General features: G+C 72.8%; 23 protein-coding genes. 13 read left to right on the top strand and 10 right to left on the bottom strand.

Annotation, left to right across the window (positions count from 1 at the left end):
* Positions 1-23: 23 nt before the first annotated feature.
* Both KXC43_RS28540 and KXC43_RS28535 read left to right on the top strand, forming a co-directional pair.
* The gene (locus tag KXC43_RS28540; RefSeq protein ID WP_221379240.1) at positions 24-1,085 is read left to right on the top strand and encodes an alpha/beta fold hydrolase; all 1,062 of its coding nucleotides are present in this window, start codon (positions 24-26) and stop codon (positions 1,083-1,085) included.
* Between the two features lie 99 nt (positions 1,086-1,184).
* Positions 1,185-2,630, top strand: a complete 1,446-nt coding sequence (locus tag KXC43_RS28535; RefSeq protein ID WP_255644939.1) for a glycoside hydrolase family 76 protein — start codon at positions 1,185-1,187, stop codon at positions 2,628-2,630.
* A gap of 7 nt (positions 2,631-2,637) precedes the next feature.
* Here the strand turns inward: KXC43_RS28535 and KXC43_RS28530 are convergent, their stop codons facing one another.
* Positions 2,638-5,667, bottom strand: a complete 3,030-nt coding sequence (locus KXC43_RS28530; protein ID WP_221379239.1) for an AfsR/SARP family transcriptional regulator — start codon at positions 5,665-5,667, stop codon at positions 2,638-2,640.
* 121 nt (positions 5,668-5,788) lie between these two features.
* Here KXC43_RS28530 and KXC43_RS28525 point away from each other — a divergent pair, with 121 nt between their 5' ends.
* Entirely contained in the window at positions 5,789-6,160 is a 372-nt protein-coding gene (locus KXC43_RS28525; protein ID WP_221379238.1) for a hypothetical protein, read from the top strand.
* 4 nt (positions 6,161-6,164) lie between these two features.
* On the opposite strand, the gene KXC43_RS28520 is transcribed toward KXC43_RS28525, so the two are convergent.
* The 4 genes from KXC43_RS28520 to KXC43_RS28505 form a co-directional block, all read right to left on the bottom strand.
* A complete protein-coding gene (locus KXC43_RS28520) occupies positions 6,165-6,656 on the bottom strand; it encodes a BTAD domain-containing putative transcriptional regulator (RefSeq protein ID WP_221379237.1) in 492 nt (163 codons plus the stop codon).
* Positions 6,619-6,996 carry an AfsR/SARP family transcriptional regulator gene (locus tag KXC43_RS28515; protein WP_221379236.1) on the bottom strand — a complete coding sequence of 126 codons (378 nt, stop codon included), beginning with the start codon at positions 6,994-6,996 and terminating at the stop codon, positions 6,619-6,621. The genes KXC43_RS28520 and KXC43_RS28515 overlap by 38 nt, the downstream gene beginning before the upstream one ends.
* A gap of 121 nt (positions 6,997-7,117) precedes the next feature.
* Complete coding sequence (locus tag KXC43_RS28510) at positions 7,118-7,795, bottom strand: DivIVA domain-containing protein (RefSeq protein ID WP_221379235.1); 678 nt, start codon at positions 7,793-7,795, stop codon at positions 7,118-7,120.
* A gap of 112 nt (positions 7,796-7,907) precedes the next feature.
* Positions 7,908-8,210: a hypothetical protein gene (locus KXC43_RS28505; RefSeq protein ID WP_221379234.1), complete on the bottom strand. Its 303-nt coding sequence runs from the start codon at positions 8,208-8,210 to the stop codon at positions 7,908-7,910.
* A 405-nt stretch (positions 8,211-8,615) separates the two neighbouring features.
* Between KXC43_RS28505 and KXC43_RS28500 the strand changes: the two genes are divergently transcribed.
* Positions 8,616-8,819, top strand: coding sequence for a cold-shock protein (locus KXC43_RS28500; RefSeq protein WP_221379233.1), 204 nt, complete (start codon positions 8,616-8,618; stop codon positions 8,817-8,819).
* Positions 8,820-8,974: 155 nt separating this feature from the next.
* Positions 8,975-9,223, top strand: coding sequence for a hypothetical protein (locus tag KXC43_RS28495; RefSeq protein WP_221379232.1), 249 nt, complete (start codon positions 8,975-8,977; stop codon positions 9,221-9,223).
* 5 nt (positions 9,224-9,228) lie between these two features.
* Here the strand turns inward: KXC43_RS28495 and KXC43_RS28490 are convergent, their stop codons facing one another.
* Positions 9,229-9,864, bottom strand: coding sequence for a LuxR C-terminal-related transcriptional regulator (locus KXC43_RS28490; protein ID WP_221379231.1), 636 nt, complete (start codon positions 9,862-9,864; stop codon positions 9,229-9,231).
* On the bottom strand, positions 9,837-11,102 hold the full coding sequence (locus KXC43_RS28485) for a sensor histidine kinase (protein ID WP_221379230.1): 1,266 nt from the start codon (positions 11,100-11,102) through the stop codon (positions 9,837-9,839). Before KXC43_RS28485 ends, KXC43_RS28490 begins: the two co-directional genes overlap by 28 nt.
* 130 nt (positions 11,103-11,232) lie before the next feature.
* Here KXC43_RS28485 and KXC43_RS28480 point away from each other — a divergent pair, with 130 nt between their 5' ends.
* The 5 genes from KXC43_RS28480 to KXC43_RS28460 all read left to right on the top strand — a co-directional run bounded on the left by KXC43_RS28480 (position 11,233) and on the right by KXC43_RS28460 (position 15,798).
* On the top strand, positions 11,233-12,264 hold the full coding sequence (locus KXC43_RS28480) for a fatty acid desaturase family protein (protein WP_221379229.1): 1,032 nt from the start codon (positions 11,233-11,235) through the stop codon (positions 12,262-12,264).
* A gap of 119 nt (positions 12,265-12,383) precedes the next feature.
* Complete coding sequence (locus KXC43_RS28475) at positions 12,384-12,821, top strand: ATP-binding protein (RefSeq protein ID WP_221379228.1); 438 nt, start codon at positions 12,384-12,386, stop codon at positions 12,819-12,821.
* Between the two features lie 102 nt (positions 12,822-12,923).
* Complete coding sequence (locus KXC43_RS28470; RefSeq protein WP_221379227.1) at positions 12,924-13,448, top strand: PH domain-containing protein; 525 nt, start codon at positions 12,924-12,926, stop codon at positions 13,446-13,448.
* A complete protein-coding gene (locus tag KXC43_RS28465; protein WP_221379226.1) occupies positions 13,445-14,932 on the top strand; it encodes a PH domain-containing protein in 1,488 nt (495 codons plus the stop codon). Before KXC43_RS28470 ends, KXC43_RS28465 begins: the two co-directional genes overlap by 4 nt.
* Positions 14,929-15,798 carry an alpha/beta fold hydrolase gene (locus tag KXC43_RS28460; protein WP_221379225.1) on the top strand — a complete coding sequence of 290 codons (870 nt, stop codon included), beginning with the start codon at positions 14,929-14,931 and terminating at the stop codon, positions 15,796-15,798. Before KXC43_RS28465 ends, KXC43_RS28460 begins: the two co-directional genes overlap by 4 nt.
* Here the strand turns inward: KXC43_RS28460 and KXC43_RS28455 are convergent.
* Both KXC43_RS28455 and KXC43_RS52835 read right to left on the bottom strand, forming a co-directional pair.
* Positions 15,757-18,471 carry an ATP-binding protein gene (locus KXC43_RS28455; protein WP_221379224.1) on the bottom strand — a complete coding sequence of 905 codons (2,715 nt, stop codon included), beginning with the start codon at positions 18,469-18,471 and terminating at the stop codon, positions 15,757-15,759. The two genes, KXC43_RS28460 and KXC43_RS28455, sit on opposite strands and share 42 nt — an antisense overlap.
* A 94-nt stretch (positions 18,472-18,565) precedes the next feature.
* Positions 18,566-21,331, bottom strand: a complete 2,766-nt coding sequence (locus KXC43_RS52835) for an ATP-binding protein (protein ID WP_221379223.1) — start codon at positions 21,329-21,331, stop codon at positions 18,566-18,568.
* Between the two features lie 128 nt (positions 21,332-21,459).
* Here KXC43_RS52835 and KXC43_RS28445 point away from each other — a divergent pair, with 128 nt between their 5' ends.
* Positions 21,460-22,257, top strand: coding sequence for an alpha/beta hydrolase (locus tag KXC43_RS28445; RefSeq protein WP_221379222.1), 798 nt, complete (start codon positions 21,460-21,462; stop codon positions 22,255-22,257).
* Complete coding sequence (locus KXC43_RS28440) at positions 22,257-23,045, top strand: SDR family NAD(P)-dependent oxidoreductase (protein ID WP_221379221.1); 789 nt, start codon at positions 22,257-22,259, stop codon at positions 23,043-23,045. The genes KXC43_RS28445 and KXC43_RS28440 overlap by 1 nt, the downstream gene beginning before the upstream one ends.
* Positions 23,046-23,083: 38 nt before the next feature.
* Here KXC43_RS28440 and KXC43_RS28435 read toward each other — a convergent pair whose 3' ends face one another.
* Entirely contained in the window at positions 23,084-23,689 is a 606-nt protein-coding gene (locus KXC43_RS28435; RefSeq protein WP_255644937.1) for a TetR/AcrR family transcriptional regulator, read from the bottom strand.
* Between the two features lie 154 nt (positions 23,690-23,843).
* Here KXC43_RS28435 and KXC43_RS28430 point away from each other — a divergent pair, with 154 nt between their 5' ends.
* Positions 23,844-24,581 (top strand): helix-turn-helix domain-containing protein, encoded by a 738-nt coding sequence (locus KXC43_RS28430; protein WP_221379220.1) that lies wholly within the window; start codon positions 23,844-23,846, stop codon positions 24,579-24,581.
* The last annotated feature ends 1 nt before the right edge of the window (position 24,582 follow it).

Below are 24,582 nucleotides of genomic sequence, written 5' to 3'. Positions count from 1 at the left end.
CGCCGATGTGTCAGGATCAGCCGATGCAGACCCGTGACATGCGTGTGCAGGCCCGTGGCATCACCCAGAACGTGCTCGTCGGCGGTCCGGCCGACGGGACGCCGGTGCTGCTGGTGCACGGCAACTGCTCGTCCGCCGACTTCTGGGCGCCGCTGGTCCGGCGGCTGCCCGACGGCGTTCGCGTCGTCGCTCCGGATCTGCGGGGCTACGGCCGCAGCGAGACCGCGCCGGTCGACGCGACCCGGGGTCTGCGCGACTTCGCCGACGACGTGGCCGCGCTGCTCGACGACCGTGAAGTGTTCCCGCGGGAGGGCCCGGTCGTGCTGGTCGCGCACTCGATGGGCGCCGGCGTGGCGATGCACCTGCTGGCCGACCACCCGGGCCGGTTCTCGGCCGTGCTGCTGGAGGCGCCGGTGAGCCCGTACGGCTTCGGCGGCACCCGCGACCTCGACGGGAACCCGACCACGGCCGACTTCGCGGGCACCGGGGGTGGCGCCGCCAACCCGGACTTCGTCGCTCGCATCCAGGCCGGCGACCGCAGCGCCGAGGCGCCGACCAGCCCGCTGTCCGTGCTGCGGTCGGCGTACGTGGCCGACCCGGCGTCCCTCGGCGCGGACGAGGAACTGCTGCTCGACACCGTGCTGAGCACCGCGATCGGCGACGACAACTACCCCGGCGACGCCAAGGCGGCGCCGAGCTGGCCCGGAATGGGGCCGGGCGACCGGGGCGTGCTCAACACCATGGCGCCCAACCACTTCAACGTGGCCGAGGCCCTCGTCGGCGCGGGCTCGAAGCCGCCGATCGTGTGGGTCCGCGGTGACCGGGACGCCATCGTCTCCGACACGTCCCTGTTCGACCTGGCCTATCTGGGCTCGATCGGCGCGGTGCCGGGCTGGCCCGGCGACGACGCCTGCCCGCCGCAGCCGATGGTCGGGCAGACCCGGGCCGTGCTGCAGCGGTACGCGGAGAACGGCGGCCGTTTCCGCGAGGTCGTCTACGAGAACTGCGGCCACTCGCCCCACATCGAACGCCCGGCCGAGGTGACCGGCGAGCTGGTCCAGCTCATCAGCACGGGTTCTTTATAGATTGATGTAAATAAATGCGTCGCCGCTCCCCGGAAGCCGAGCGGCGGTGGACAATCCTGACGCACGGTGTCAGCAACACCTGAGCGTCAGGGGTGAGTCATGTCGGTGCGCTGGGGCAAAATAGTGGCCGCGGGAACAGCCGCGGCCGTCACGGCCGGGGTGCTCGTGGTGGCGGGCGCGAGCCCGGCTGCCGCGGCCACCGTCTGCAACCGCTACTGCGACGGCCGCGATGCCGCCCTGGCCGGCGGCGACCGCACGCCGGTGAGCAGCACCCTGTACGGGCGCACCTTCGCCCTGCATCTCGACGACGCCGACTCGATGGGATGGGCCTCGCTGGCCGGCGGCCGGGCCGGCGACGAGGTGTGGCTGGACCGGTCGTTCGACGGCGGCCGCGGCTGGTCCTCCGGCAGCCGGCTGGGCGCCACCGCCGTGCCCGCCGGCGCCATCCAGACCCGCACCACGATGGTCAACGTCGACGACTGGGTGAACCGGGGCGTCGGCGCCCTGCGCGCGTGCGGCAAGGCCGGCGACCGGCCCGAGGTCGCCTGCACCGCGTGGGCCCGCAGCACGTGGAACGCGGCCGACCGCAGCCGGGCGGCGGCCACCGCGCTGATGATGCGCTACGACCAGAACACCGGCCTGTTCGACGGCAACGCCTGGTGGACCAGCGCCAACGCGCTGACCGCCCTGATCGGCAACATCCGCGTCTCGGGCATGGACAGCTACCGGTACGCGATCGCCACCACGTACGACAAGCAGATCACCAGCCGTCAGGGCCAGTTCCGCAACGAGTACCTGGACGACACGGGCTGGTGGGGGCTGGCCTGGGTGGCCGCCTACGACCTGACCGGCGACAGCCGCTATCTCAGCACGGCCCGCGCCGACGCCGACCACATGCACGCCTACTGGGACAACACCTGCGGCGGGGGCGTCTGGTGGAAGACCGACCGCAGCAGCAAGGTGGCCATCGCCAACAGCCTGTACATCCAACTCAACGCGGAACTGGCGCAGCGCCTGGCCGGTGACACCGTCTACCGCGACCGGGCCCGCACCGGCTGGTCCTGGTTCGCGGGCACCGGCATGCTGACCACGGGCAACATCGTGATCGACCGGATCAGCCTCGAGACCTGCCGCGGCACCAGCGGGCCGCTCACCTACAACTCCGGCGTGCTGATGAACGCGCTGGTGCAGCTGAACCGGGCCACCGGCGACGCGGCCGCGCTCGCCACGGCCCGGCGCATCGGCGACGCCTCGACCACGCACTCCGCCCTGAACAACGGCGGCATCCTGCGGGAACCGGGCGAGGGCGAGAGCTGCCAGGGCGACCAGCCGTCGTGGAAGGGCGAGTACGCGCGCGGGCTGGGTGTCCTCAACGACGCGCTGGGCGGGGTGTACGACGGGTACCTGCAGCGACAGGCCACGTCGGCCTTCACCCACAACCGCAACAGCCTCGACGAGTACGGCATCCACTGGGCCGGCCCCTTCGTTCCCAGCGCCCACGCCTGCCAGCACTCCGCGCTGGACCTGCTGAACGCCGCCGCCTGAGGCGGCCTCATCGCCGGTCCGGGCCGCTCCGCAGGCGTACGGCGATGGCGGGCTCGGTCCGGTCGATGAGTACGGCAGCCTGAGCCCGGGTGGCGGCGGCCGCCTCCTGATCGCCGCCGGCCTGCTGTGCGTCGCCCAGCGCCATGAGCGCACGGGCCTCGTTCACCAGGCTGCCGACCGACCGGAATTTCGCGGCGGCCTCCCCCAGAAGCCGGGCTGCACCCGCATGGTCGTGCCCGGCACTCGCCAATTCGGCCGAGGCGGTCAGCACATGGCCCTCGGCGAGCGCGTCGCGGGCAGCCACTGCCCGCTCCCGGGCCGCCACCAGCAACGAGGCCGCGGCCTCCGGCGCCTCCGGCCACAGCTCGGCCCGGACCTGCTCGACCAGGATGTGGGCCTCGCCGGAGGCATCGCCGGTCGCGCGGGCAACAGCGAGGGCGTCCCGGAGCACGCCGGCGGCCGATTCGCGGTCACCGACTTCCAGGTGGGCCTGACCGGTCCGGTACAGCACCTGGGCCAGCACCCTGGGCTTGTTGCTCGCCCGCGCGGCGTCGAGCGCCTCCGCCAGCAGCACCAACGCGGTGCCGGCCTCCCCGTGCAGCAGGTGGATCGCGGCCTGTATCTGGAGGATGTACGCGGCCTCGCCGTCGTGGCCGAGCGCCTGCGCCATCTCCAAGGCCGACGAGAACAAGCGCACGGCCGTGGCGGTCCGTCCGTACCGGTACGCCACGAAGGCCTGCGCCCGCAGCGCGACGGCGACTCCCGGCCGATCGTCGAGCTGCCGGAAGAGGGTCTCGGCCCGGGTGAGGTCGCGCAGGGCGGCGTCCTGGTCGTGCACGTCGGCCACATCCATCCGCAGGCTGAACAGCATCACGGCCTCACCCCGCCGGTCGCCGGCCCGCCGAGCGGTGTCGAGCGCGACGGTCAGCACGGACCGGGCGTCGTCGCGGTAGGCGCGCAGGCTCAGGAACGGCTGGACGGCCTCGGCCAGGCCATGACACTGTTCGGACAGCCCGGCCCGCGACGCCTGGTGGACGGCGGCGACGATGCCCGGGCGCTCCTGTTCCAGCCAGGCCGTCGGGTCCGCGGTCACGGCTTCCAGCAGCACCGGCGGTGGCGACCAGGCCTGGGCTCGGCCCTGGTCGGACAACACCTCGCCCGCCATCTGCGGCCCGGTGGCGGCGCGGGTCAGCGCCAGCACGGCGTCCAGCATGCGGATCAGAGCGGCCTCGGCCTCGCCCGGCGACTCGTCGGCAGCCAGCCGCTGCCGGGCGAAACCCCGGACCAGGTCGTGGAAGCGGTACTGGGTGAGCAGGCCGTGACCGGGCAGGATCGGCTGGACGAGTTGCGCGTCGACCAGCTCGTCCAGCGCCTCCTGGGCCGTGTCGAGCGACACGCCGAGCAGAGCCGCCGCTGTCCAGCCCGAGTAGACATGCGCGTCCAGGACAGCCAGCAGCCGGAACAACCGGCGGGCGGGCGCGCTGAGCGCATCGTGGTTGAGGCTGATGCTGGCCCCGATCGCCATCCCCCCGTGGACGAGCTCGTCGAGCCGGCGTTCCTCGTCCGTCAGTCGCACAGCCATCTGCCGCACGGTCCAATGCGGACGCAACGCCAGCCGTGCCCCGGCGATACGCAGCGCCAGAGGCAGGTACCCGCACTGTTCGGCCAGGGTGCGGGCGACGGCGGCCTCCTGACCGACCCGGTCACCGCCGACCACCCGGCCCAGCAGCTCGATCGACTGTTCCGGGGAGAACCGGCCCAGCTCGAGCACGGTGGCCGCGGCGAGTCCGGCCAACCGGCGCCGGCTGGTGACCAGGACCGCGCACGACGTGCTGCCCGGCAGCAGCGGCAGCACGTCCTGCTCGCTCCCGACGTCGTCGAGCACGATCAGCACCCGGCGGTCGGCCAGCAGGCTGCGGAACAGCGCCGCCCGGTCGTCGACGGCGCCCGGGATGTCATTGCCGTGCACACCGAGCATGCGCAGGAAGCGCTCGAGAATCGCCCCCGCGTCGACCGGACGCGGACCGCCGGCGTGCAGTCCGGCGAAGAGCTGACCGTCGGGAAACCGGTCGGTCAACCCGTGCGCGGCGTGCACGGCGAGGGTCGTCTTGCCCATCCCGGCCCGGCCCGCGATCGCGACGATCGGGACGGCCAGCCGGCCGCCGGCGGGCTGCCCGCCCAGCGCGCGCCGGATCGCGGTCAGGTCGGCGTCACGGCCGGTGAAGTCGGCGACGGTCGCCGGCAACGTCCTCGGGGCCCCCTTCAAGGGCGGGTCAGCGGGGGCATCCGCTGTCTGCCCGCGCAACACGTCCAGATAGGCGGCGGTGAGGGCGGGTGACGGGTCGGCGCCCAGTTCGTCGGCCAGGATCCGCCGCGCGTCGGCGTAGGCGGCCAGCGCCTCGGCCGGGCGTCCGGCCCGGGCCAGCGCGCTGACGAGCTGGGCGTGCAGCCGCTCGCGCAGTGGATGGGCGGCCACCAGCTCGAGCAGCTCGGGCACGAGTTGCCGGGCGTCACCGCACCGCAGGTCGGCGTCGATGCGGTCCGCCAGCGCGGTCATCCGGAGCTCCTCCAACCGGACGATGAGCGGCCCGGCGAACGACGCCGGGCCGACGTCGGCCAGGGCGGGCCCACGCCACAGACCGAGCGCCTCACGAAGCACGGCCGCCGCCCGGGCGCTCTCGCCGGAATCCAGAGCGCCGCGCCCGGCGCGGGCCAGCCGCTCGAACCGGTGAAGATCGACGTCGTCGGGGTCGCCCGCGTACCGGTAGCCGGCCGGGTCCGGCGACACGGCGTCGCCGACGAGCCCGCGCAGCCGGGCCACCTGCGAGCGCAGGGCGTTGACGGCGCCGTCCGGCGGCTGGTCCCCGTACACGCCGTCGATGAGCCGCTCGACCGGGACGGCCTGGCCGGCGTGGGCGAGCAGCAGGGCGAACAGCGCGCGCAGACGCGGGCCCCCGATCGGCACGATCCGGCCGTCGGCGGATCGCGCCAGGGCCGGGCCCAGGATGCCGAACCTCACCGGAGCGCTGACTGTCACCGCTGCATTGTCGCGACCGGTCGGGGCCCGTGCCCACCCCGTGCCCGGTTGGTGCTCGGCCCGTGCCGGACCGGCCGCATCGTGGGGACGGCTCCCCGAACTTGATCCTGAGGAGACGCACATGCGGCGTTCAGCCCGCCGATTCCCCGCGCTCGGCCCGATCGTGGGCGCCGGCGCCCTGCTGCACCTGCTCGTTCCGCTCGCCGCGGCGGCGAAGGTCACCGGGGCCGAGGCCCTGCGGTCGCCGATCGTGTGGCTGTGCCTGCATCTGCTCGGCTGGGTCGCCATCGGCGCCGTCCTGCTCGGGCGCCGCCACCACTCGGCCGACCAACTCCGCCTGAGCCAGGAGGCCGAGCAGCTCAACCGCAGCATCGCGCTGTATCGCGCCGCCATCGAGCGCCCTCTCGCGGGCCGCCCCGACGACGATCAGATCGGCGCGATCGTCGACCGGATCGACCACCTTCTCTCAGCCCTCCGCCCGGGCGACGGCTGAGTCGTCAGCTGTGCGACGACTCAGCCGGAACCCGTGCGAACCGGACAGCCAGGACAGCCGCCGTGCCGAGCAGACCGCTCAGTCCGACCACTGTCGCCGGGGGCAGTACGGCCTCCACGGCGCCACCGGCGGCCAGGAAGCCGAGGCCCTGGCTGACCACCAGGCCCGAGGCGGCCACCCCCATCGCTCGGCCGCGGAACTCGGGCGCCACCCGGCGTACGAGAACGTGGCCGACGTCGCCGGCCGGGCCGACGCGCTCGCCTACCTCGACAAGGTGCCGTCGCTCGCCGGTCGCGCCGAGCGGTCCGATCACCGCGGCCGGGTCGCCGGCCTCGAGTTCGGCGCCGGCCCAGGCCACGACCGCCAGCAGGCGTTCGGTGTCCCAGGCGGCACGCATCGAGGAGGCCCACTCGCCGGCCAGCCCGGCCAGCGTTTCGCCGCGCCACAGCCGGACGGCCTCACGCAGCAGCCCGGCGTCCCCGTCCGCCTGATCCACGAGCGCGGAACCGGAGCAGGTCGACGTGCTCCGCCGGAACGTCGAGCAGGTAGCCGCCGGACCGCCGGACCAGCGGGTCGCCGCCGCCGCGTCGCAACGCACCCCGTACCCGCGCCAGATGCGACTGCAACGCGTGCCGGGCCTTGGCCGGCACGGCCTCGCCCCACACGCGGTCGATCAGCGTCTCGGCGGTGACCACCCGGCCGGCCTCGCAGGCCAGCGCGGCCAGCACCGCGCGCTGGCGCGGTTCCCCGACCGGCAGCGGTCGTTCCCCGGCCCAGAGTTCCACCGGTCCCAGCAGACGCACCTCGAGCACAGCACTCCCGGCAAGATCGGACATCCATCAGCAACGATCCCACACGTCGAAGGCTGAGGCAGGCGCGATCCGGCCCGAGAGCACTTTTCACTTTTCCGCTGCGCATTGATGGACGCCAATAATCGCAAGGGTGCCCGGGGGGCCTTTACGCTTCGGCGGTGCCGTCGATCAGCTGGCCCTGCCGGTGCAGATGGCGTTCCAGAGCGGCATGGTAGTCCGCGGCGAATCGCGTGAGCTCTTCCATCTCCTGCAGGAGATCGTTGCGCCTGGTCACCAGCTGGGCCGCCGCCTCGTCATGCTGACGGTGAGCCTTCAGATCGATGTCGTCGGCCAGCCGCCGCGCTTCGTCCTGCGCGCGTTCGGCCTGCTCGCGCGCTTCGGCGAGCAACACGCGGGATTTCTCGTGAGCCTCGCGCAGGTAGTTGTCGGCTGTCCGCTGCGCCATTCCCAGCACCATTTCCGAGGGCGCCCCTTCGTCAACGGCCGGCGGGGCGGCGGCGACGGATCGGTAGGCCTCGTCGAGCTGACGCCGCGCGAGCCGGGCCCGATGCTCGGCCTGCTCGTACCCGCGGTGCGCCCGGTCGAGCGCGGCCGTCACCGCGGACAACTCTTCGGCGACGGCCCGGCCGGACATGTCCGGCCGGCGGGGCGGCGGCGCGGCGTCGAGCCGGCCACGCAGGGCGTCGTTCTCCTCCAGCAGCCTGATCATCTCGCGGGTGACGTCGTCGAGAAGCGAGTCGACCTCTTCCTCGTCGTAGCCACGCCGGCCCAGCGACGACTTCCCGAACTCCCGGTTGTGAATGTCGGCTGGTGTCAGAGGCATGGTGCTCCCGAGGGTGCGGTGAGGGGCGTGCGAAAACGCCGGAGCAAGGTCACTGTACGCGCTGTCCCGGTCGGTGGCACGAGGGCGGAGCGACGCAACCGGCAGTAGTCGCCTACGGGGCGGAGCGTGTTTCGACCTTGGTCAACGGTGCGAGCTGCACGGTCCAGGTCCGGGCGGTGCCGACGACCGCCATGGCCCGGCACAGCAGGTCGCAGCCCAGCTGCGGACTGCCCTCGGCGAAGCCCCGGTTGATCAGATTGATCGCCCTCGGGTGGTCGCCCGCGGCGAGCGCCTCCTCGAGACCGGCGACCAGAACCGCGGCGAGCGCGGCGTTGAAGCTGGTGGCCGCCTTCTCGCGGAGGGTCTTGACGGGCTGGCGGGCCGTGGGCGCGGTGAGCGTGTTGTTCGAGATCATGCAGGTTCTCCTGTGGTGTCGGTGGTGCTCGGGCAGGACCACTCGTCCGCCGCCGCTGCGTCGAAGTGGCTGACCGGTGACCGCGAAATCGGGGGAATTGCCGACGGGACGCTGCTGCGCTGTTCAGCCTGGGCAGGCTCCGCAGGAGGGCCGACCCTCCACTCTACGCGGCGGACCGGCCGGTCAAAATAACGAGAGCGCGTCAGAGAAGGGCTCGCAGAATTCTGTGTTACGGTGGCACAGTTGCAGTTTTGATTTCCTTGGACGTTCTCGGCGCCTGATGGGTTATCTGAAACCCGTCCAGGCGTTTTTTCGTTTTTCGTGTCGGTTTCGACGCGGGGTGATCAACGCGGCGGCATGCGGTTCCGCACCAAGCGGTCCCCGACACCCCTACTGGGAGCAGACTTGACTACAGGCACTGTGAAGTGGTTCAACGGCGACAAGGGCTTCGGCTTCATCAGCCAGGACGACGGCGGCGCCGACGTCTTCGCCCATTTCTCGGCGATCTCGGCCAGCGGTTTTCGCAGCCTCGACGAGAACCAGCGAGTGGAGTTCGACATCACTCAGGGCGCCAAGGGCCCCCAGGCCTCGAATATCCGCGTAATCTGATCCACGCTTCACCGCGGCGGCCCGACTGGTTCAGCGGGCCGCCGTGTAGCAAATTCTCATTGTTCATTTTTCCTCAGGTTCGTTTTCGTGATGGCCGTGCCCCACGGCCCGTGCCTTCTTAACGACGCGCCTTTCCAGGAAGGCACTGCCCGATAGTGACAGCCTCGTCACCGAACACCCCCGCCACCCGGCCCGCATCGGTCCCCGGCGGATTCAGCCACGATCGGCAGTCGGCCGACGCCGCGCCGCAGAGCGCCCCGGCCCACGATCACACGGCGACGTTCCTCGCACCGCCCTCGGCGGAGCAGAAGCCGCCCGCCGCCCGGGCATCCGACCGCGAGGGCAGCACCATGCAGACGCTGCGTCATCCCTTCGACGTCGCCGCACCACCCAGCACCAAGTAGGCGGATCAGCCGCCGAGGTATCTGAGGACGGCCAGGACCCGCCGGTTGTCGTCGTCCGACGGGGGCAGGCCGAGCTTGGTGAAGATGTTGTTGATGTACTTGCTGACCACCTTCTCGGTGATGAACAGCCGGCCCGCGATGGCCGCGTTCGAACGCCCCTCGGCGATGTGCTTGAGGACGTCCTGCTCCCGCGGGGTCAGGCCGGCGAGCCGTTCCCGGCGACCCAGCAACTGGGTGACGACCTCGGGGTCGAGGGCCGTTCCGCCCGCGGCCACCTGCTGCACCGCCTGAACGAACTGCTCGACGTCGGACACCCGTTCCTTGAGCAGATAGCCCACTCCCCCACCGCTGTCGGTCAGCAGTTCCCGGGCGTAGAGCGACTCGACGTGCTGCGAGAGCACCAGCACCGGGAGACCGGGAATCGCGGTACGGGCGGCGATGGCGGCCTTGAGCCCCTCGTCGGTGTGCGTGGGTGGCAGCCGCACGTCGATGATGGCCACGTCCGGGCGCTCGCGCAGCAGGGTCGGGAGCAGCGCGGGCCCGTTGTCGACGGCGGCGACGACCTCGAAGTCGAACGCCTCGAGCAGGCGGGTCAGCCCGTCGCGCAGCAACGTCAGATCTTCGGCGATGACAACGCGCACGGCACCTCCATGGTCACGACGGTCGGGCCGTTCGGCGGCGAAGAGATCGTCATCGTGCCATCGAAGGCGTTGAGGCGACGCTCGACACCGCGCAGACCCGTGCCGCGGGCAGCGTCGGCGCCGCCGACACCGTCGTCGCCGACATCGACCGCGAGCAGCCCCTCGACGTGACGGATGCGCACCCAGGCCGAGTGGGCCCGGCTGTGCCGGGCCATGTTGGTCAGAGCCTCGGCCACGGCGAAGTAGACGGCCGATTCGATCGGCGTCTCGAGCCGGCCGGGCAGCTGCGACGTGACCTCGATGGGCACCGGCATGTGCAGCGCGACCGCCTGTACGGCCCCCTCCAGGCCGCGCTCGGCGAGCACCGGCGGATGTATTCCCTGCACCAGGTGGCGCAGGTCGACGAGGGCGGCCGTGCTGGACGCGCGCGCCTCGGCCAGGAGCTTGAGCGCCGCGTCCGGATCGCGCCGGACGAGCCGTTCGGCCAGCCCGATCGTCATGCCGACCGACACCATCCGGGCCTGGGCGCCGTCGTGCAGGTCGCGCTCGATGCGGAGCAGTTCGGCGCTCTGCGCGTCGATCGTGTCGCTTCGGGTGGTGGTCAGGTGGGCGACCCGCAGCCGCAGTTCGGCGGCCGAGGTGGGCGCGAGGAACAGCCGGGCGAACAGCACATCGACCCGGCGCAGCAGTGGGGCCACGACGAGCCCGCCCGCGATGACGATCAGCCCCTGCGGGAGGGCCAGCCAGGCCTCGGCCAGGTTCGCGACCGGCCAGAACAAGCCGTACCCGAACCACACGTCACCCAGGAACAGCCACAGCGGGACCAGGAGGACCCCGGCCAGACCGTACGCCGGAATCGCCACCGTGATCAGGCCGAGCACCACACTGACCAACGCGCCCGGCAGCAGCCAGGACATGTCACGCCAGGTCGCGGGGTCCGTGATGATCCATCGCACCCATCGGCGGCCCCCCTGCTCGGCCCGGTCGGGCGAGGGCAGGTACGGCCGGCGGATGGGCACCCCGGCCAGCTCGCCGAGGCGCCGCTCGAGGTCGGCCCGCCACCGGACGACCACGGTGGTCACGTGGAGCAGATCGGCGCCGAGCACGGGCATCGGGCTGAGGACCAGACCGATCAACCACAGGGCGAGCACCGGCACGTTCAGCAACCCGAGACCGGTCGCGCACACGCCGTGCCCGATCGCACGAAGGCCGGTGCGCACACGAATCCGGAAGAGCATGACCCCATCATCCCGCGCCGCCGGTCGGCGGAGGACGGGCGGTGGCGACACCGCAGGAGTGCTGGCACCCCAATCGGAACTGGGGCCTGGCACTCCTGATCCGCCGGCCCGCAGCGACGACGATGGACCGATGACGGCTTCCACACTCCGGCGTCCCCCCGCCGCCGGCAGCGACTTCGCGGAACTCAACCGCCGGGTCAGCGCGCTCGACCTGATGCGGCGCCGCCCGGTCTACTACGTCCTGCGTCTGACGCTCGTCGGCCTGCTGGCCGCCGGCAGCTGGACCGCGTTCTTCCTCGTCGGCTCGTCCTGGTGGACGCTGGCGGTCGCGGCGGTGCTCGCCGTGGCGTTCGCCCAGCTGGCCCTGGTCGCGCACGATCTGGCCCACCGGCAGGTGTTCCGCACCAAGGGTCCCAGCGCGATCGCCGGCCGCATCGCCGGCAACCTCGGTGTCGGCATGAGTTACGGCTGGTGGATGGAGAAGCACACCCGCCACCACAACAACCCGAACCACGACGACCTCGACCCGGACGTGGCGCCCGAGGTGCTGATCTGGGCCAGCGAATCGGCGCTCGGCCGCCGCGGCCTGGCCGCCTTCGTCACCCGCCACCAGGCCGGCCTCTTCTTCCCGCTGCTGACCCTGCTCGGCCTCGACCTGAAGATCTCCAGCCTCAAGGCCATCCGAGCCGGCACCGTCAAACGCCCGGGCCTGGAGATCGGCCTGCTGATCGTCCACGCCGCGGCCTACTTCTCGGCGCTGTTCATCGTCCTCTCGCCGCTCCAGGCGCTGGCCTTCATGGTGGTTCACCAGGCGCTGTTCGGCGTCTATCTGGGCATGACGTTCGCGCCCAACCACAAGGGCATGCCGCACCCCACGGGCGATGAGGACTACCTGCGCAAGCAGGTCCTGACCTCCCGGAACGTCCGCGGCGGATGGTTCGTCGACGTCGCGCTGGGCGGCCTCAACTACCAGATCGAGCACCACCTGTTCCCGGCCATGCCGAGCGTGAACCTGCGCAAGGCGCAGCCGATCGTCCAGCAGTACTGCGCCGAGATCGGTGTCCCGTACGAGCAGACCGGCCTCATCGAGTCCTACCGGCAGGCCCTTCGCCACCTGCACGAGGTCGGAGCGCCGCTGCGGGAGGCCCGGTCGAGCCGCTGACCTCAGGGTCACCGGATCATGCCGGTCGGCCGGCCCGATCTGGTCGGTGGCCGGCACGCCCTGATCAGGTCATGCCGGCTTCCGCGCTTGACCCCGCCGTGGGAGGGCACATCTGAAGGATGACCGAGGTGACCAAGTCCCGTCCCCCGCCGCACACCGTCGAGTTGCGGCGCTGGTCGCTCGTACGCCCCGACGATCTGCGCTCGCTCCGGAGATCATTGGATCAGGTGCTCGCCGAGCTGGGGCCGACCGGCGACGAGGTGCTGGCAGAGGTCTTCGAGCGCATCGTGCTGGTCGCCACCGAGCTCGCCACGAACGCTCTGCAACACGGTCTTCCACCCACCACCGTCCGGCTCCTGCGCCACGACGACCGCTTGGTCCTCGACGTCGCCGACCACGACCGCCACCACGCCCCGGTCGACACCGCCGCCGCCCTGGCCGACCATCGGGGCCGCGGCCTGCCCATCGCCCGCGCCATGTCGCTGGATATCGGCTGGTACCCGGCCGGAGACGCCAAACACGTCTGGGCCTCGTTCGCCATCGAAACCGAACCGTAGGCGACGAACGGCCGGGCCCGTGCCGGATCGACCCGTCCGGGCCGGTGGCACCCGGCTATAGAGTGGAGCCGCCAGCTGTCTACGACGCCGGGGGACCGTGACATGACCGGTGGCGCTGGGCCCGCAACGGCATCGGCGAGTGGCGTGCGGCTGCGGCCGCCGCGTCATCCGGTCGATCGGCGCGCGGTCGGCTGGTGGGCGACCAACCTGGTGCTGCTGTTCGCCGCGCCGGTTGTGGTGCTGGTCGTGCTCGGCGTGCTGATCGCGCCCGCGCGGTTATGGCTGCTCGCCCCGGCCGCGGTCATCGCGGCGGCCGGCCTGGTCGCCGTGGTGGCACTCCCCCGCTGGTGGTTCCGGGTGCACCGGTGGGAGGTCACCGACATCGCCGTCTACACCCGTACGGGCTGGTTCTGGCAGGAATGGCGGGTGGCGCCGCTGTCCCGTATCCAGACCGTGGACACCCGGCGCGGCCCGGTGGAGCAGCGATTCGGGCTGGCCACCGTGGTCGTGACGACGGCGTCGGCCAAGGGGGCGGTGACCATGCCCGGCCTCGACCACGCCCGTGCCGAGGAGGTCGCCGAGCAGCTCACCGAGGCCACCCAGGCCGTTCCGGGTGATGCCACGTGAGCCCGGACTGGCGCCGGCTCGACCGGCGGGCCGTGCCGGTGGCCGCGATCTTCATGCTCGGCGTCGCGGTGGTGGCCGGCGTGCCGACGGCGGTCGGGCTGGCCGACATCTCCGTCGCGGTCGCGCTGGGCTGGGTGCTGCCCGGCGCGGTGGTGATCGTGGTGGCCGGAACGCTCGCGGAATGGCTGCGCCTGCGGTTCAGCCGGTATCGGATCGGTCCCGATCGCGTCGAGCTGCACACGGGAATGCTCATCCGGAATCGTCGCTCCCTGCAACGCGACCGGATCCGCACCGTCGATGTCACCGCCAATCCGTTGCTGCGAGTGTTCGGGCTGGTGTCGGTGCGGATAGGCACCGGCGAGCATGCCGAGAAGGGGACCGTGCGGCTGGGGCCGGTCACCCGGGCCACCGGCGACGAACTGCGTCGTACGCTGCTCGACCGATCCGCCGCCGCGGGCGCCGGCGGCACGCTCGCCGTGCTCGATCCCGCCTGGATCCGGTACGCGCCGTTGTCGTTCGTCGCGCCCCTGCTGGGTTTCTCCGCGGTCGGCGGCCTGCTCAACGTGGCCGACTGGTTCGGTCTGTCCGGCGGGCTCGTCGAGTGGACGATCGACCGGCTGAGCGGCCTGGGCGTGCTCGGGGGCATCGCCGTGCTGGTGGTGGCGGCGCTGGTGACCGGGGCGATCGGCGCGCTCGGGCTGTGGGCCGAGAGGTGGTGGGGCTATCGGCTCGAGCGCGAGCCGGGTGGCACTCTGCGGGTGCGGCGAGGGCTGCTGACCACCCGGTCCATCTCGGTCGAGGAGCAGCGGGTGCGGGGGGTCGAGGTCGTCGAGCCGCTCGGCAACCGGCTGGCCGGAGCGGCCCGGGTGGATGTCGTGGCCACCGGCATGGCGACCGGGGTGGAACAGGACAAGGCTCAGCACAGCACCCTGCTGCCGCCCGCGCCCGGAGCGCTGGCCCGGCGGGTCGCGGCCGACGTCGTACGCGAACCGGTCGCACCGACCGAGGCGGCCCACCTGTCGCCGCATCCCGTCGCGGCGCGCGGGCGCCGCCTGAGCTGGGCGCTGGGTGGTGTGCTGGCCGGCGAACTGCCGCTGATCGTGCTCGGCCTGCTCGTCACCGACGTGCTCCTGCACCTCGCGTGGATCACCGCGACGGTCGCCGTGCCGGTGGCCGTGGCCCTCGCCCTGGACGCCTACCGCAGCCTCGGCCACGGCATCCACGGCGAATACCTGGTGGCCCGCAGCGGCTCGGTCCGCCGCAGCACGGTCGCCCTCCAGCGTCGCGGCATCATCGGCTGGACGGTGCGCCAGTCACTGTTCCAGCGCCGGGCCGGGCTGATCACCGTCCGGGCGACCACGGCCGCGGGCTCCGGCGCCTACGCCATCCGGGACGTGGCCGCGGGCGCCGGCATCGACGTGGCCGACGCCGCGGTCCCCGGACTGCTGACCCCCTTTCTCGACCAGGGACGGACGACAGGGTGACGGGCACACGGACACACCGCATCCCGCTGGCCGATGCCGTCATCGGCGTTCGCGAATACCACGCGCCGTCGTCCGGGCCGTCGATCGTCTTCCTTCCCGCGCTGGGCGTTCCGATCGGCTACTACGAGCCCCTGTTCCAGGCCTGGGCACGCCACGTCATCGGTGTCGAGTGGCGCGGCATGCCCGAGAGCCGCGTCGGCGACCTGCGCCGGGCCCGGTTCGGCTACTCCGACCTGATCCGCGGCGACCTTCCGGCCGCGGTGCAGCTGGCCCGGGCCCTGGGCGCTCCGGACGTCGCGCTGGTGGGCCACAGCCTGGGCGGTCAGATCGCCCTGCTCGCCGCCGCCGGCGGAACCGTCCGCCCGGCCGCGGTCGTCGCGATCGCCACCGGCACCAGCGCTCCCCTGCACCTGCCGGCGCACCGGCGCTGGCAGCGACGGCTGGGCGTCGCTGTCGTGGGCGGCGTGTCCCGCGCGGCGGGTCACTGGCCCGGTCATCTGCTGCGATTCGGCGGCCGGCAGCCGCGGTCGATGATGCGCGACTGGGCGTACGAGGCCCGGCACGGCCGATACCACCTCGCCGGCGACCCCACCGACTACGAGGCGGCCCTGAGCGGCTCCCGGGTGCCGTCGCTGCTGCTCGCTCTGGACGGCGACCGGCTGATCCCGCCCGCGGCCGTCGCCCACCTGGCCCGCCGGGTGGGCGGACCGGTGGAACAGATCACCGTGCCCGCCACCGCGTCCGGAGGCTTCGACCACTTCACCTGGGCCCGCCGCAGCCCGCGCGCGATCATCGAGCCCGTCGAGACGTGGCTGAAACAGGCCTCAGGCCCCGTCGCTCAGGGCGGCGGCCAGCCGGCGGCGTGAGGTGATGGCCAGCTTCCGGAAGATCCGGGTCAGGTGGTATTCGACGGTGGACGTGCTGAGGAACAGCCGGGCGGCGATCTCGCTGTTGGTCGCGCCGGCCGCCGCCAGACCGGCGACCTGCCTCTCCTGCGCGGTCAGGCCGCTGTCGGAGCGCTCACTGCGGGGGCGGGGCCGCTCGCCCGTGGCCAGCAGTTCGGATCGCGCGCGGCCGGCGAAAGCGGCGGCGCCCATGCGCGTGAACATCTCGTGGGCGGTTCGCAGCTGGACCCGGGCGTCGGCCCGTCGCCGGCGCCGGCGCAACCACTCGCCGTACAGGAGGTGGCTGCGGGCCAGCTCGGTTCTGATCCGGGTGCGGCCGAGCAGCTCGGTCGATTCGCGATACAGCGCCTCGGCCTGATCGTCGTCCGCCATCAGGGCCCGGCAGCGGGCCAGCAGGCCCAGTCCCCATGCGGTGCCGCTGACCGGGGCCCGTTCGTCCATCCGCGCGAGGGCCGCCTTCGCCGCCTCGTGGTCTCCGCTCCGCACGCCCGCCTCGACGATCTCGTGCAGCGACCGGGTGGCCGCGCCCGGCCGATCACTGTCTAAAGTGCATCGTAGGTGGGCCAGTGCCTCGGGGTACCGGCCGAGACCGAGCTCGAGGACGGCCAGCGCGTTGCGGGCCAGGTCGTCGAGGTCGCCGGCGCGGGCCGCGATCGCCCGCGTCTCGGCCGCCCGCCCGCTCCAGGCCAGGAGCTCGATCCGCGAGGCGACACCGCTGTGGTGCTGCCCGACGACCGCGACCAGGCCGGACAGCTCGTCCTGGAGCGCCTCGGCGGCGGTGAAGCGACCCGCTCGCAGCTCCCAGGTGGCGCCGACCGCCAGGGCGGTCCGCAGCCTTCCCAGGGCTCCGCTCGCGCGGTCGTACGCCTCGAGCTTGATCCACGCCCGCCGGCCGGCCTCGTCGTCCCACAGGTCGTCGGCGGCGAGCAGGCCGGCCGCGGCGAGCGGCAGTCCGTCCTCGGCCGGCCCGCCCTCCGCGGCCAGGGCGGTCAGCGCGCCACGCAGCAGCGGCACGGCCGATCGGTAGTCGCCGGCGAGGCGGGTGGCGCAGCCGGTCAGAAACAGGTCCGCGTACGTCGACCGCGCCGCCTGCAGCGCCGGTGAAGCCAGCACCGCACGAGCCAGAGCCGGTGCGGTGGCCTGATCGCCGGCGATCAGGACGGCCTGCATCGCCTCGAACATCAGCTTCCGGGCCAGCGCGGCGTCCAGGCCGGCGATCGACGCGGCCGCCTGCAGCAGGATCCCGGGCGCAGCGGCATAGCGGCCGGCGTACATCTCGGCCGTTGCCCGGGCCTGACGGGCCAGCGCTCGCGGCACGGGCCGGTCCAGCCCGGGCTCGGCGCGGTCGAGCATCCGGGCCGCGGCGACCGGATCGCCGAGCACGAGGTGGGCGCGAGCTGCCGCGACCAGGCGCGAGCCCTGCGCGCGCGGATCGGGCGAGAGGTCCGCCGCCCGCGACAGGAAGGCGGCCTGCTCGGCATGGCCGCCGCGCGACCGGGCGCTTTCGGAGGCCTTCTCGAGCAGGGCGGCCACCTGTTCGTCGAGCCCGGCCGTGGCCTGCGCGCGATGCCACGCGTGGCGGTCGGCATCGAGCTCGGGGTCGTACACGGTGGCGAGGGCCGCGTGCACGAGCCGCCGGTCCGCCGCCTCGGCGCCCCGGTATACGGCCGAGCGGATCAGCGGATGCCGGAAATCCAGCGAGGCGGTCAGCACACCGGCCGACACTGCGAGGTCCACCCGGTCGGCGGCTATTCCCAGGTGCCCGGCGGCCCGCCACAGCAGGGAGGGGTTCGCGGGTGGCGCGGCGGCGACGAGCAACAGGATCGACCGGGTCTCGGCCGGAAGCGGCTGGATCTGGCGCAGGAAGTGCGTTTCGAGCAGCACGCCGACCGGCAGCGGCGCGGGCAACGGGACGGTGCCGGCCAGCTGCCCGGGCAACAGGGTGCGAGCGAGCTCGATCAGGGCCAGCGGGTTGCCGCCGGTGCCGGTGATGACGGCCGCGGCGACTGCGGCGTCGAGGTGACCGGAGACGACCGCCGACAACAGGCAGCGGGCGTCCTCCCCGGGAAGTCCGCCCAACACGAGCGCGGGCAGCCCGTCGACCGAGGGCCGGCCGTGCTGGCGGGTGGCGAACAGCAGCCCGAGGGCCTCGGCGTGCAGGCGGCGGGCGACGAAGGCGAGGGCGTCGGCCGACTCCCGGTCCAGCCACTGCGCGTCGTCGATCACGCAGAGCAGGGGTTGCGGCGCCGCGGCGCCGGCGAGCAGGGTCAGGGTGGCCATGCCCACGAGGTAGCGGTCGGCCGTGGCGCCGGCCGTGTGGCCGAACGCCGTACGCAGGGCATCGCGCTGAGGATCGGGCAGCGCGTCGATGCCGGACAGCCAGGGTCGCAGCAGGCGGTGCAGGGCCGCGTAGCCGAGGCACATCTCCGACTCGACCCCGGCGACCGGGACGACCCCGACGTCCGGGCAGCTCGCGGCCACCTGGTCGAGCAGGCTCGTCTTGCCGCTGCCGGGCTCGCCGACGACCACCAGCGTGCCGCTGTGCCCGTCCCGGACACCGGCCACCAGGCCGGCCAGGACGCGCTGCTCGTCGTGACGGCCGACGAACGGGACCGATCGGTCCGGCATCCCCATAGCGGCATCACCCCCCAGCTCTGCCTGGGCTCCAGGGGACCACCCGGGGCGGCTCCGGGACGCCAGGGAAAAACCCTAAATCCCGGACCCAGGGTCAGACGCCCTCGGCGCGCAGAGCGTCGGCGAGCAGCCGGCGCGACGAGATGCCGAGCTTGGCGTAGATGCGGGACAGGTGATACTCGACGGTCTTCTGGCTGACGTAGAGCTCGGCGGCGGCCTCCTGGTTGGTCCGCCCGTTCGCGATGACGTGCGCCACCGAGAGTTCGCGCTCGGTCAGCGTGAGCGGGCGGCCCGGGTAGCTCTCGGCGGCGGTCAGCCCGCCGGCCGCCAGGTCCTGTTCGCACCGCTCCAGGAAAGGCGCGGCCCGCAGCGCGGTGAAGCGACGGTGCGCCCGGGTGAGCCAGGTCGCCGCGTCGCGCCGGGACGCCGACCCGGTGGCCAGCAGATGCTTGCCGTACGCGTGTTCCAGCAGAGCCCGGTGGAGCGGCGCGACATCGGCGTCCACCTCGACCGTGAGAGCGTCACGATAGACCTCCACGGCATCGCGCGGACGGTTGCGGGCCTCGGCGAGCTGGCCGGTGAGCCGGGCCACGACGTCGCGCAGATAACCGCCGCTGTCATGTTCCGCCCGCAGGTCGTGCAGCACAGCCTCGGCGTCGTCGAGCTCGCCGATGCCGGTCAGCGCCTCGACGAGCAGCGACTGCTGCCACAGCCGGAAGGGCTGGTAACGCAGGCCGGACCGGCCCGTGTCGTCGAGCAGCGGCCCCAACGAGAGGCGCATGCCGGCGAAGTCGGCGCGGGCCTGCGCGACCGTCGCCGCGGCCAGGGACGAGTAGACGATGTCGGGCGGCGACCCGAAGGTCTGCACGATGCGGGAGAGTTCGTCCAGCCGGCGGCGCGCGCTGTCCCACTCCCCCCGGCCGGCGTCGACGCAGACGGCCGCGAACCGGGCCGCCGCGTCGAAGGCCAGCTGGTCCTGGGAGGCGGCGACGGCCTGGGCCCGGTCCGCCGCGGAGGCGCTCTCGTCCCATTCACCGGCGAGGTAGTGGACGACGGACTGCAGGGCCAGCGTCACGGGCCCGAGCCGGGAGTTCGCACCCTGCTGGTCGCGCAGGGCGACGGTCCGCAGATCGGCGCGCGCCGCGGGCAGCCGGCCCAGGAACAGCCGCATCACTCCCCGGGTGGCCAAGGTGTCGAGGTTGTCGTCGCGTACGTCGTGACTCTCCACCGGCAGATGCGTCAGCTCCGCCAGCGCCGCCCGGGGACCCTCGTGCCACATCTGCCCGGTCGCCAGCAGGGCGCGGGTGAGGTCGGTCGTCGCCGGGTCGAGGTCGCCGATCGCCAGCGTCCGGCGGGCGATCCGCACGGTCTCGGCGCCCCGGCCGCCGGCGATCGTGATCTGAGCCAGGAACAGGCTGGCCAGCGCGGCGACCCAGCCGGCGCCGGCTTCCTGCCAGGCCTGGTTCAGATGCGCCTCGGCGCTCGGGATCCGGCCCGTCATCATGTCCATGATTCCCAGGACGCAGCTGCGCAGCGGTCCCGGCGCGCAGTCCTCGACCTGCGGCCGGAGCGGCAGGACGGCGTCGGCCCGCAGGGTCAGCAGCGACTGAGCGCACGCGGTCAGCAGCCGCCGCTCACGATCGTCGCGGCCGGCCGACAGCGCCGAGGCCCACCGGAGGTGGGTGGCGGCGATGGCATTGCGCCCGCTCGCGGCCTCCGTCAGGCCGGATGCCTCGAGATCAGTGGCCAGGCCCTCGTCGGTGGAGGCCGCGGCGGCGACGCGGTGGGCCCAGCTCGCCGCCGTGCCCACGAGCCCGGCCGCGCCGGCATGCAGGGTGCGCCGCCGTTCGGGGCTGAGCGCGTCGTAGATCGCGTCGCGCTGCAGGGCGTGCACCAGGGCGACGGGGCTCTGCGGTTCGTTGGGCCACCACACGGCCAGGCCGGCCGTCAGAGCGGGACCGAGCGCCTGGGCCGGATCCGGCAGCGCGGCAAGCCGGCCGGCCGCCGACAGCGGCATCCGGGCGTCCAGGACGGCCATCGCCTCCAGCAATTCACGGGAGTCGCCGGGCAGACGGTCGAGCTGGGCGTTGATGGCGACCAGCAGCGAGCGCGGCACCGGCCAGCGGCGCAGGCCGTCGTCGCGCAGCACGTCCGCCGGCACCTCGGCCAGCACCGTCCGGAGGTGCAGCGGGTGGCCACGGGTGTAGGTGTGCAACCGTTCGCTCAGCCCCGGCGTCAGCGGGCCCTCGACCATGACCTGCGCGAGCCGCGCGACCTCGTCACCGGCCAGGCCGCCCAGATCGATCGTCGCCGTCCGGTCCGAGGATCGCAGCAACCGGTCCAGCGACTCGTCGGCGGAAACGCCGGCCGGGCGGGTGGCCAGGACCGTCAGGACGTGGTCGGACCACAGGCGGCGCAGGACGAAGCCCAGCGCCCGGGTCGACTGCCGGTCGGCCCAGTGCAGGTCGTCCACGATCATCGCGACCGGCCGGCCCGGCTGCTGCAACTCGCCCAGCAGGAGCAGCAACTGCCCGCCGATGACGTGCGGGCCCGTCCCGGCCGCGGGAGCGGTCAGCAACGGGAAGTCGTCGAGAGCGGCCCGGCCGGCACCGCGCGTCAATTGCCCGATCACGCCGTACGGGAGATCGATCTCGGACGAATCGGCCGTGGCCCGCAGGACGGTGAAGTCGTCGAGCGACGCCGAGAAACTGCGCAGCAGAGCGGTCTTGCCGATTCCGGCCTCGCCCTCGACGACGACCAGCCGCGAAGTTCCGCCTCGGACCTCGTCGGCGCACGTCCGCAACCGTTCGGACTCCGTCGCCCGGCCGACGAAAAGCGTCGCGGTCTCACCACTGGTCACGATCGCTCCTCGGTGCCCGGGCGGCTCGTCGACCTTAGGAATCCCGGGTTCGTCCGCGCAAGACGTACGCCGGGACTGTGGTCTTTCCCTGATTCGGAGAACCGGCCCGGGGTGCTGGGCTGACCCTCATGACGACACCGACACCCGTAGTCTTCATCCACGGCCTGTGGCTGCACGCCACCTCCTGGGATCCCTGGGTCGAGATGTTCAGCGCGCAGGGGTACGCACCGATCGCGCCCGGCTGGCCCGGCGATCCCGACACGGTGGCCGAGGCCCGCGAGACGCCCGAAAGCATCGCCGACCACGGCATCGACGACGTGGTCGAGCACTTCGCGCAGGTCATCCGTTCCCTGGACTCCGCGCCGATCCTCATCGGCCACTCCTTCGGCGGCATGATCGCGCAGAAGCTGCTCGGGCAGGATCTGGCCCGGGCGGCCGTCGCGATCGACGCCGCTCAGATCAAGGGCGTGCTGCCCCTGCCGCTGTCCGCGCTGCGAGCCACCCTCCCCGTCTTCAAGAACCCGGCCAACAAGCACCGCGCGGTGTCCCTGACCCCCGATCAGTTCCGGTTCGCGTTCGGCAACGCGATCCCGGAAGCCGAATCGGACGCGCTGTTCGAGAAGTGGACCATCCCGGCCCCCGGCAAGCCGCTGTTCGAGGCGGCCGCCGCGAACTTCGACCCGCACTCACCGGCCAAGGTCGACACGGCCAACCAGTCGCGCGGCCCGCTGCTGCTGATGACCGGAGGCAAGGACCACACGGTGCCGGAATCGGTTGTCCGGGCCACGCTCAAGCAGTACCGGCACTCCGAGGCCGTCACCGACATCACCGAGTTCCCCGACCGGGGCCACTCGCTGACGATCGACAGCGGCTGGCGTGAAGTCGCCGAGACCGCGCTGGTCTGGCTGCGAGGGCAGTCCCTCTGATGGACGCGGGAGTAGCCGGCAAGAGCGTGATCGTCACCGGCGCCAGCCGGGGCATCGGCCTGGCCGTCGCGGCCGCGTTCGCCCGCGAGGGCGCGTCGGTGGTGGCCGTCTCGAAGGGCGGATCGGCCGAGCTGAAGGAACTCGAGGAAACCGGCCGGGTGGTGGCTGTTCCGGCGGATCTCACCGATCCGCAGTCGCCGGACGCGGTGGTCGCGGCCGCGGTCGCCGCCTTCGGGGGCGTCGACGTCCTGGTCAACAACGTCGGCGCGGTCCGGCCCCGGATCGGCGGGTTCCTGTCGGTGACCGACGCCGACTGGGAGACGACGCTGGGGATCAACCTGCTGACCGCCGTGCGCATGACCCGGGCCGCGATTCCCCGGCTGGTCGAGCGCGGGGCGGCGAGCATCGTCACGGTCAGCTCGGTCAACGCCGTGCTGCCGGATCCGCTGGTGATCGACTACAGCGCGGCCAAGGCCGCGCTCGCCAGCCTCTGCAAGTCGTTGTCCAAGGAGTACGGGCCGGCCGGTCTGCGCGTGAACACGGTCAGTCCCGGTCCGGTCGCCACCGCGCTGTGGCTGGGGGACGGCGGAGTCGCCGCGACGGTCGCGAAGGCCACCGGCGGCGATCCGCACGCCGTCGCCGACCGGGCCGCGGGCGACTCCCTGACCGGGCGGTTCACCCGCCCCGAGGAGGTCGCCGACCTCGTGGTGTTCCTGGCCGGCGACCGGGCCGCCAACATCACCGGCTCCGACTTCGCGATCGACGGCGGGCTCGTCAGCACCCTCTGAGGGTTTCGTACACCGAGGGGCCCACCGCGGCCCCTCGGTCAGCCGGGCCAGGTCAGCATCGTGTGGTCGACGATCTCGTCGAGCGTGTCGCGGCCGACACCGTTCGCGGCCTGCACCGAGATGCCGAAGGCGACCGTCATGACGAAACGGGCGAGGCGCTTCGGCTTCGTGCCGCGCGGCAGGTCACCGTCCCTGACGGCACGGCGGAAACGCTGCTCGAGACGCGCGCCGGCCTGGTTGCGCCATTCGACGAGCACATCGTGCGCGGACCGGCATCCGTCGCTCGAGGGCAGGGCGCCCTGCACCGTCAGACACCCCGCGAAGTCGCCGGGAGACGTCGAGGTGCGGACGGCTCCCCGAAGAATCGCCTCGGTGGCCGCGCGCGCGGTCGGCTCGGCCAGCGCGCTCTCGATGTAGCGGGCCGGGCCGTCGGAGTAGCGCTGCAGGGCCTTGCGAAACAGCTCCTCCTTGTTGCCGAAGGCCGCGTACATGCTGGTCTTGGTGATGCCCATGGCGGTGGTCAGATCGGTCAGGCTCGCGCCCTCGTAACCCCGCTGCCAGAACACCCGCATGGCACGTTCCAGCGCCTCATCGGTGTCGAAGCCCCGGGGCCTGCCGATCGCTGTGCTGCGGGCGCCACTCATCCCGTCACGGTACCGACCGGTCCGCGCACGTGACGGTCGCCTCAGCTGCACCCACGGCCCGCCGGCCGGCTGCTAAGCTCTACGCCTTCCGTACCGGCCGGTACTTATCGCCCGTGGCCCGGCCCGCACCCCGGATGCGCGGGAAGGAGGCGACGTGGCCTGGAGCACCAGCGAGCTGGCGAGGCTCGCCGGCACGACGGTGAACACGATCCGCCACTATCACCGGTCCGGCCTGCTCGAGGAGCCCGATCGCCGCCACAACGGCTACAAGCAGTACGGGACGGCGGATCTCGTCCGCCTGCTGCGCATCCGGCGGCTCGTCGAGCTGGGCGTGCCGCTCACCCGGATCAAAGCCCTGACCGCGGACGGGGACGGCTCCCCCGAAGCGCTGCGCCAGGTCGACACCGAGCACGCGGCCGCCATCGAGCGGCTGGCCAAGGCCCGGGAGGACATCGCCGCCATCCTGCGGGAAAAGGCGCCGCCGGACTCGCCGCCGGGCTTCGAGTCCGTCGCGGCCCGCCTGTCCGAGGCCGATCGCTCCATCGTCCACGTATACGCGCAGGTCTACGACGAGAAGGCCCTGGCCGACCTGCAGCGCCTGCTGGCCGAGGACCACTCCGCGGCCGACGACGACTTCGACTCCCTGCCGGCCGACGCCGACGAGGCGACCCGTCAGAACCTGGCCGAGAAGTTCGCGCCGCAGATCGCGAAGACCCTGCGCGACTATCCCTGGATGAACAACAACCCGATGGGGCACGTGCTGGAGGGCAAATCCGTCACCCGGCAGACGTTCGACGACGCGATGCGGGAGCTCCACAACGAGGCTCAGTTCGACGTGCTGGTCCGAGCCAAGAAGCTGGCCCGCGAGCTGCTGAGCGCCCAGGACGAGTGAC

This window comes from Paractinoplanes polyasparticus, from assembly GCF_019710575.1.
In the GTDB taxonomy this organism is placed as follows: Bacteria; Actinomycetota; Actinomycetes; order Mycobacteriales; family Micromonosporaceae; genus Actinoplanes; species Actinoplanes polyasparticus.
This window is presented reverse-complemented; position numbering and strand designations above follow the sequence as displayed.